Source organism: Bordetella petrii (assembly GCF_020991325.1).
GTDB lineage: Bacteria > Pseudomonadota > Gammaproteobacteria > Burkholderiales > Burkholderiaceae_B > Bordetella_A > Bordetella_A petrii_E.
In genome coordinates, this window is record NZ_JAJMLX010000288.1 from 1 (window position 1) to 5,574 (window position 5,574).

The 5,574-nt window shown below is 68.6% G+C and carries 7 protein-coding genes; all 7 read left to right on the forward strand.

All coding sequences use genetic code 11. The features are described from left to right. Positions 1 to 357, forward strand: a 357-nt coding sequence (gene phnG / locus LPZ50_RS21025; protein ID WP_230664629.1) for a phosphonate C-P lyase system protein PhnG, incomplete at its 5' end; no start/stop codon positions are given. Positions 358 to 361: 4 nt separating this feature from the next. Further along, positions 362 to 970, forward strand: coding sequence for a phosphonate C-P lyase system protein PhnH (gene phnH / locus LPZ50_RS21030; RefSeq protein ID WP_230664641.1), 609 nt, complete (start codon positions 362 to 364; stop codon positions 968 to 970). Position 971: 1 nt separating this feature from the next. Further along, on the forward strand, positions 972 to 2,132 hold the full coding sequence (locus tag LPZ50_RS21035; protein WP_230664631.1) for a carbon-phosphorus lyase complex subunit PhnI: 1,161 nt from the start codon (positions 972 to 974) through the stop codon (positions 2,130 to 2,132). After that, positions 2,129 to 3,028: an alpha-D-ribose 1-methylphosphonate 5-phosphate C-P-lyase PhnJ gene (locus LPZ50_RS21040; RefSeq protein WP_230664633.1), complete on the forward strand. Its 900-nt coding sequence runs from the start codon at positions 2,129 to 2,131 to the stop codon at positions 3,026 to 3,028. The genes LPZ50_RS21035 and LPZ50_RS21040 overlap by 4 nt, the downstream gene beginning before the upstream one ends. After that, the gene (gene phnK, locus LPZ50_RS21045) at positions 3,025 to 3,801 is read left to right on the forward strand and encodes a phosphonate C-P lyase system protein PhnK (RefSeq protein WP_230664635.1); all 777 of its coding nucleotides are present in this window, start codon (positions 3,025 to 3,027) and stop codon (positions 3,799 to 3,801) included. The genes LPZ50_RS21040 and phnK overlap by 4 nt, the downstream gene beginning before the upstream one ends. Before the next feature lie 5 nt (positions 3,802 to 3,806). Then, positions 3,807 to 4,523: a phosphonate C-P lyase system protein PhnL gene (phnL, locus tag LPZ50_RS21050; protein WP_230664637.1), complete on the forward strand. Its 717-nt coding sequence runs from the start codon at positions 3,807 to 3,809 to the stop codon at positions 4,521 to 4,523. 2 nt (positions 4,524 to 4,525) lie between these two features. Next, positions 4,526 to 5,574, forward strand: a 1,049-nt coding sequence (locus tag LPZ50_RS21055; RefSeq protein WP_230664639.1) for an alpha-D-ribose 1-methylphosphonate 5-triphosphate diphosphatase, incomplete at its 3' end; no start/stop codon positions are given.

Genomic DNA, 5,574 nt, shown 5'->3' on the forward strand with positions numbered 1-5,574 from the left:
GCCCTGCCGGCGCACAACACGCTGCGCCCCGCCGAAAGCGGCATGGCCATGGTGCGGGCCCGCGCCGGCGGCACCGGCGCGCAGTTCAACCTGGGCGAGATGACCATTACGCGCTGCGCCGTCACGCTGGACGACGGCACGATGGGAGTGGGCTATGTGCCCGGCCGTTCACGGCGCCATGCCGAACACGCGGCGGTGCTGGACGCACTGCTGCAGCAAGACGCCTGGCACGACCGCATACAGGCCGGCGTGATCAAGCCGCTGGCGCGTGCCCATGCCGAGCGCGCGCGCCGCCAGGCGCAGGTGGCCGCGCAGACGCAGGTGGAGTTCTTCACGATGGTGCGGGGGGAGGACTGACATGATGCATGCGCAAACCACCGCTTCCGCGGCGCCGCCCGCCGCGGGCTTTACCGATGCCGTCGCGCAGTCGCAGCTGACCTTCCGCGCAGCGCTGCAGGCCCTGGCCCATCCGGGCAGCGTACAGCCCGTCGCGGCCGATTGCGGCGTGCCTCCCGGCCTGTCGGCCGGCATGACGGCCATGCTGCTGGCGTTGGCCGATGTAGACGCGCCGGTATGGCTGCCGGCCGGCGTGGACGACGCCGTGCGCCAGTTCCTGCGCTTTCATTGCGGCTGCCCGCTGGTGGACGATCCGTCGCAGGCGCGTTTGGCCGCGGTGCCGGCCGGCCATGCCGCGCCCGACCTCAACCGCTGCCATCCGGGCGACCCGGCGTATCCCGATTTGTCCACCACCTTGCTGCTGGAAGTCGAGTCGCTGGAAGCCGGCCCGGCCGTGACGCTGGCGGGGCCGGGCATCCAGACACAGCGCATTTTGCGCGCCGCCGGGCTGCCCGCGGGTTTCTGGGAGCAGTGGCGCGCCAACCACCAGATCTTTCCCCTGGGCGTGGATGTGTTCCTGATCCGGGGCAACCAGTTGTGCGGGCTGCCGCGCACCGTCATCGCGGAGGGCTGACATGTATGTAGCCGTCAAAGGGGGCGAACGCGCCATCCTGAATTCCTATCGCATGCTGGACGCCTATCGCCGCGGCGACCCGGGCGTGCCCGAGCTGACGCTGGCGCAGATCCGTCAGCAAATGCCGCTGGCCGTGTCCCGCGTCATGGCCGAAGGGGCGCTGTATGACCCGCAATTGGCCGCGCTGGCCATCAAGCAGGCCGCTGGCGATGTGATCGAGGCGGTGTTCCTGCTGCGCGCCTACCGCACCACGCTGCCGCGCTTCGGCTATACGCAGCCGGTGGATACCGCCTGCATGCGCCTGCAGCGCCGCATCTCGTCCACCTTCAAAGACGTGCCGGGCGGCCAGATCCTGGGCCCCACCTACGACTACACGCAGCGCCTGCTGGATTTCTCGCTGGAAGAAGAGGGCGGCGCGGCCGAACCGCTGGCGCCGGCCGAACGGACGCTGCCCGCGTCGATGCCGCGCGTGACCGACCTGCTGCAGCATGATGACCTGGTCGACCAGGAAGGCATCCCGCCGGGCGATGCCGCGCCTTTCGACCTGACCCGCCAACCCCTGGCGTTTCCGGCCGAGCGCGCCGCGCGCCTGCAGAACCTGGCGCGCGCCGACGAAGGCTTTCTGCTGTCCATGGGGTATTCCACGCAGCGCGGCTACGGCAACACCCATCCCTTCGCGGCCGAGATCCGCTACGGCACGCTGGAAGTGGAGATGTTCATCGAAGAACTGGGCTTTGCCGTTACGGTGGGGGAAATCGAGTTGACCGAATGCCAGATGGTCAGCCAGTTCGGCGGCAATGCCGGCGAAGCGCCCAGGTTCACGCGCGGCTATGGCCTGACATTCGGCTACGGCGAGCGCAAGGCCATGTCCATGGCGCTGGTGGACCGCTCGCTGAAAGCGCAGGAACTGGGCGAGGCCGCCGATTCGCCGGCCAACGACCACGAGTTCGTGCTGTACCACAGCGACAACGTCGAGGCCTCGGGTTTCGTGCAGCACTTGAAATTGCCGCACTACGTGGATTTCCAGGCCAACCTGGAACTGTTGCGCCGCCTGCGGCAGGAACAGCAGGCCGCGCGTAGCCGGGCGGAACCCGCCGCCCAACCCGCCGCCGCGCCCGCCGCGGCGCCCACCGCCATTGCCGACGAGGCCCTGTCGCCATGAGTTCCAGCCCATCCACGGTCGTCCGCGACGACCACTACAACTTTGCCTATCTGGATGAATCCACCAAGCGCATGCTGCGCCGGGCGCTGCTGAAGGCGGTTGCCATCCCCGGCTACCAGGTGCCCTTCGGCAGCCGCGAAATGCCGCTGCCCTATGGCTGGGGCACGGGCGGAATCCAGGTCACCGCCGCCATCATCGGCACCGACGACGTGCTGAAGGTGATAGACCAGGGGTCCGACGACACCACCAATGCCATCAATATCCGCCGCTTCTTCGGCCGCGTCACCGGCGTGCGCACTACCGAATCCACGCGCGAAGCCACCATCGTGCAGACACGCCACCGCATTCCCGAAACCCCGCTGCGCGAGGGGCAGGTGATGGTGTACCAGGTGCCTATTCCCGAGCCGCTGCGCTGGCTGGAGCCCAGCGAAACCGAGACCCGCACCATGCACGCCCTGGCCGAGTACGGCGGCATGCACGTGAAGCTGTACGAAGACATCGCGCAGCATGGCCGCATTGCCACCACCTACGATTACCCGGTCATCGTCAACGGCCGCTACATGATGCGGCCTTCGCCCATCCCGAAGTTCGACAACCCCAAGCTTGACGGCAGCCCGGCGCTGATGCTGTTCGGCGCCGGCCGCGAAAAGCGCGTGTACGCCGTGCCGCCCTACACGCGGGTGAAAAGCCTGGATTTCGAAGACCATCCGTTCCAGGTCGAGCAGTGGGACCACTGCTGCGAGCTGTGCGGGTCGCGCCAGAGCTACCTGGACGAGATCATCCTGGATGACCAGGGCACGCGCCGCTACGTGTGTTCCGACACCGAGTATTGCGCCGACCGCCAGGCCGCCGGCCATGCCGGCACGGCTGGCGCCACCGAGGAGGCCGCGGCATGAACAGCCAACCTTTGCTTTCCGTGCGCGACATGACCTGCACCTGGGACGGCGTGCATGGCTGCCGCGACATCAGTTTCGACCTGCACCCGGGCGAAGTGCTGTGCGTGGTGGGCGAGTCCGGTTCGGGCAAGAGCACCCTGCTGCAGGCCGTATCGTGGCAGGCGCGGCCGCAGTCCGGCAGCGTGTGGTACGACATGCGCGACCGCGGCTTTGTGGACCTGGCTTCGCTGTCGGCCGCCCACCTGCGCTTGCTGTCGCGTACCGACTGGGGCTTCGTGCGCCAGAATGCGCGCGATGGCCTGCGCATGCAGGTCAGCGCGGGCGCGAATATCGCCGAACGCCTGATGGCGGTGGGACAACGCCACTATGGCAGCCTGCGCCAGCAGGCCGGCACGTGGCTGAACAAAATGGAAATCGACGCGGGCCGCCTGGACGATGCGCCCGCGGCGTTCTCGGGCGGCATGCAGCAGCGCCTGCAGATCGCCCGCAACCTGGTCACGCACCCGCGCATGGTGTTCATGGACGAGCCCACGGCGTCGCTGGACGTGTCGGTGCAGGCCCGCCTGCTGGACTTGCTCCGCCAGTTGGTGGCCGACCTGAAGCTGGCCGCCATCGTGGTAACCCACGACCTGGCCGTGGCGCGCCTGCTGGCCCACCGCACCTTGGTGATGCGCGGCGGCCGCGTGGTGGAAAGCGGCCTGACCGACCAGATCCTGGACGATCCGCAGCATCCGTATACGCAATTGCTGGTGTCTTCCATTTTGCAGAGTTGAATTCCATGAACGCAACGACTTCCCTGATCCAGGTGCGCGGCCTGGGCAAGATGTTCACCCTGCACAACCAGGGCGGCATTCGCCTGCCGGTGCTGCACAGTGTGGATTTCGATGCCGGCCCGGGCGATTGCCTGGTGCTGTCCGGGCCTTCGGGCACCGGCAAGAGCACGCTGCTGCGCTGCCTGTATGGCAACTATCTGGCCACCGAGGGCAGCATCCGGGTGCGCGATGGCGGTACCTGGGTGCAACTGTCGGGCGCGCCCGAGCAGCAGATTCTGCGGCTGCGCCGCGATGTCATCGGTTATGTCAGCCAGTTCCTGCGGGTGATTCCGCGGGTGGGCACCCTGGACGTCGTGGCCGAGCCCTTGCGCGAACGCGGGGTGGACATCGAGTCCGCGCGCGAGCAGGCGGCCGTGCTGCTGCGCCGCCTGAATGTGCCGCAGCGCCTGTGGGCGCTGCCGCCCGCCACGTTTTCGGGCGGCGAGCAGCAGCGCGTGAACATCGCCCGCGGTTTCATCGGCGGCCATCCGGTGCTGCTGCTGGACGAGCCCACCGCCTCGCTGGACGCCGAGAACCGCGCCGTGGTGGTCGCCCTGATCCGCGAAGCCGTGGCCGCGGGCCGCTGCCTGATCGGCATTTTCCATGACGAAGCCGTGCGCGACGAAGTCGCCACGCGCATCCTGCCCATCCAGCCGGCCGTGTCTGCCGGCGCCCTGGAGTAGCCATGCCTGCCCTGTACCTCACCCATGCCCGCGTCGTGCTGCCGGATGCGGTGCTGCCCGACAGTGCCGTCCTGATCGAGGACGGCATCATCGCGGCCATCGAGCCCGCCGGCGCGCGCGGCGCGCAAGTCGTCGACCTGCAGGGGCAGACCCTGCTGCCCGGCTTGATCGACCTGCATTGCGACGCCATCGAGAAAGAGGCCGAACCCCGTTCGCGCGTGCTGTTCCCGCTGGATTTCGCGGTGGCCCAGGTCGACCGGCGCAATGCCGCGGCGGGCATCACCACGCCGTTTCATGCGCTGTCGTTCGCCAATAACGAATGGGGCGTGCGCAACAACCAGACTGCCGCGCAGGTGGCCCGCGCCCTGCATGCCTTCGGCGCGCACAGCCTGGTGGACAACCGCGTGCACTGCCGCTACGAGATCACCGACGAAACCGCCATGCCGGTGCTGCAAGCCCTGCTGGACGAAGGCGTGGTGAACCTGTTGTCGGTCATGGACCATTCGCCGGGGCAGGGCCAGTTCAAGACGCTGGAAGCCTACCTGCAATACATGATGGGCAACCACGCCATGAGCCGCGACGAAGCCGAAGAGGCCGCGCGCGCCAAGCTGCAGGCGCGCGATGGCGCGGCGCGCCGGGTCGAGACCTTGCTGGCGCATGCGCGCCGCCTTGGGGTGCCCACCGCCAGCCACGACGACGATTCGGTGCAGCGCATCGCCACCATGCGCAACCTGGGCGTGTCGATGAGCGAGTTCCCCATCAACCTGGACACGGCCACCGCCGCCGTGTCCTGCGGCCTGCCCACCATCCTGGGGGCGCCCAATGTGCTGCGCGGCCAGAGCCAGAGCGGTTCCATGCGGGCCATCGACGCGGTGCGGGCCGGCGTGGCCAGTTGCCTGTGCTCGGACTACCAGCCGTCCACGCTGATCTCGGCCGCCTTCGCGGTGGCCGCGCAAAGCGACCTGACCCTGCCGCAGGCCGTGGCCTTGGTGACGGCCAATCCGGCCGATGCATGCGGCCTGCGTGACCGCGGCCGCATCGCCGCGGGCCT

Coding starts and splice junctions, on each gene's coding strand:
- LPZ50_RS21040 (WP_230664633.1), top strand. CDS start 2,129: ATGAGTTCCAGCCCATCCACGGTCGTCCGCGACGACCACTACAACTTT.
- phnL (WP_230664637.1), top strand. CDS start 3,807: ATGAACGCAACGACTTCCCTGATCCAGGTGCGCGGCCTGGGCAAGATG.
- LPZ50_RS21035 (WP_230664631.1), top strand. CDS start 972: ATGTATGTAGCCGTCAAAGGGGGCGAACGCGCCATCCTGAATTCCTAT.
- phnK (WP_230664635.1), top strand. CDS start 3,025: ATGAACAGCCAACCTTTGCTTTCCGTGCGCGACATGACCTGCACCTGG.
- phnH (WP_230664641.1), top strand. CDS start 362: ATGCATGCGCAAACCACCGCTTCCGCGGCGCCGCCCGCCGCGGGCTTT.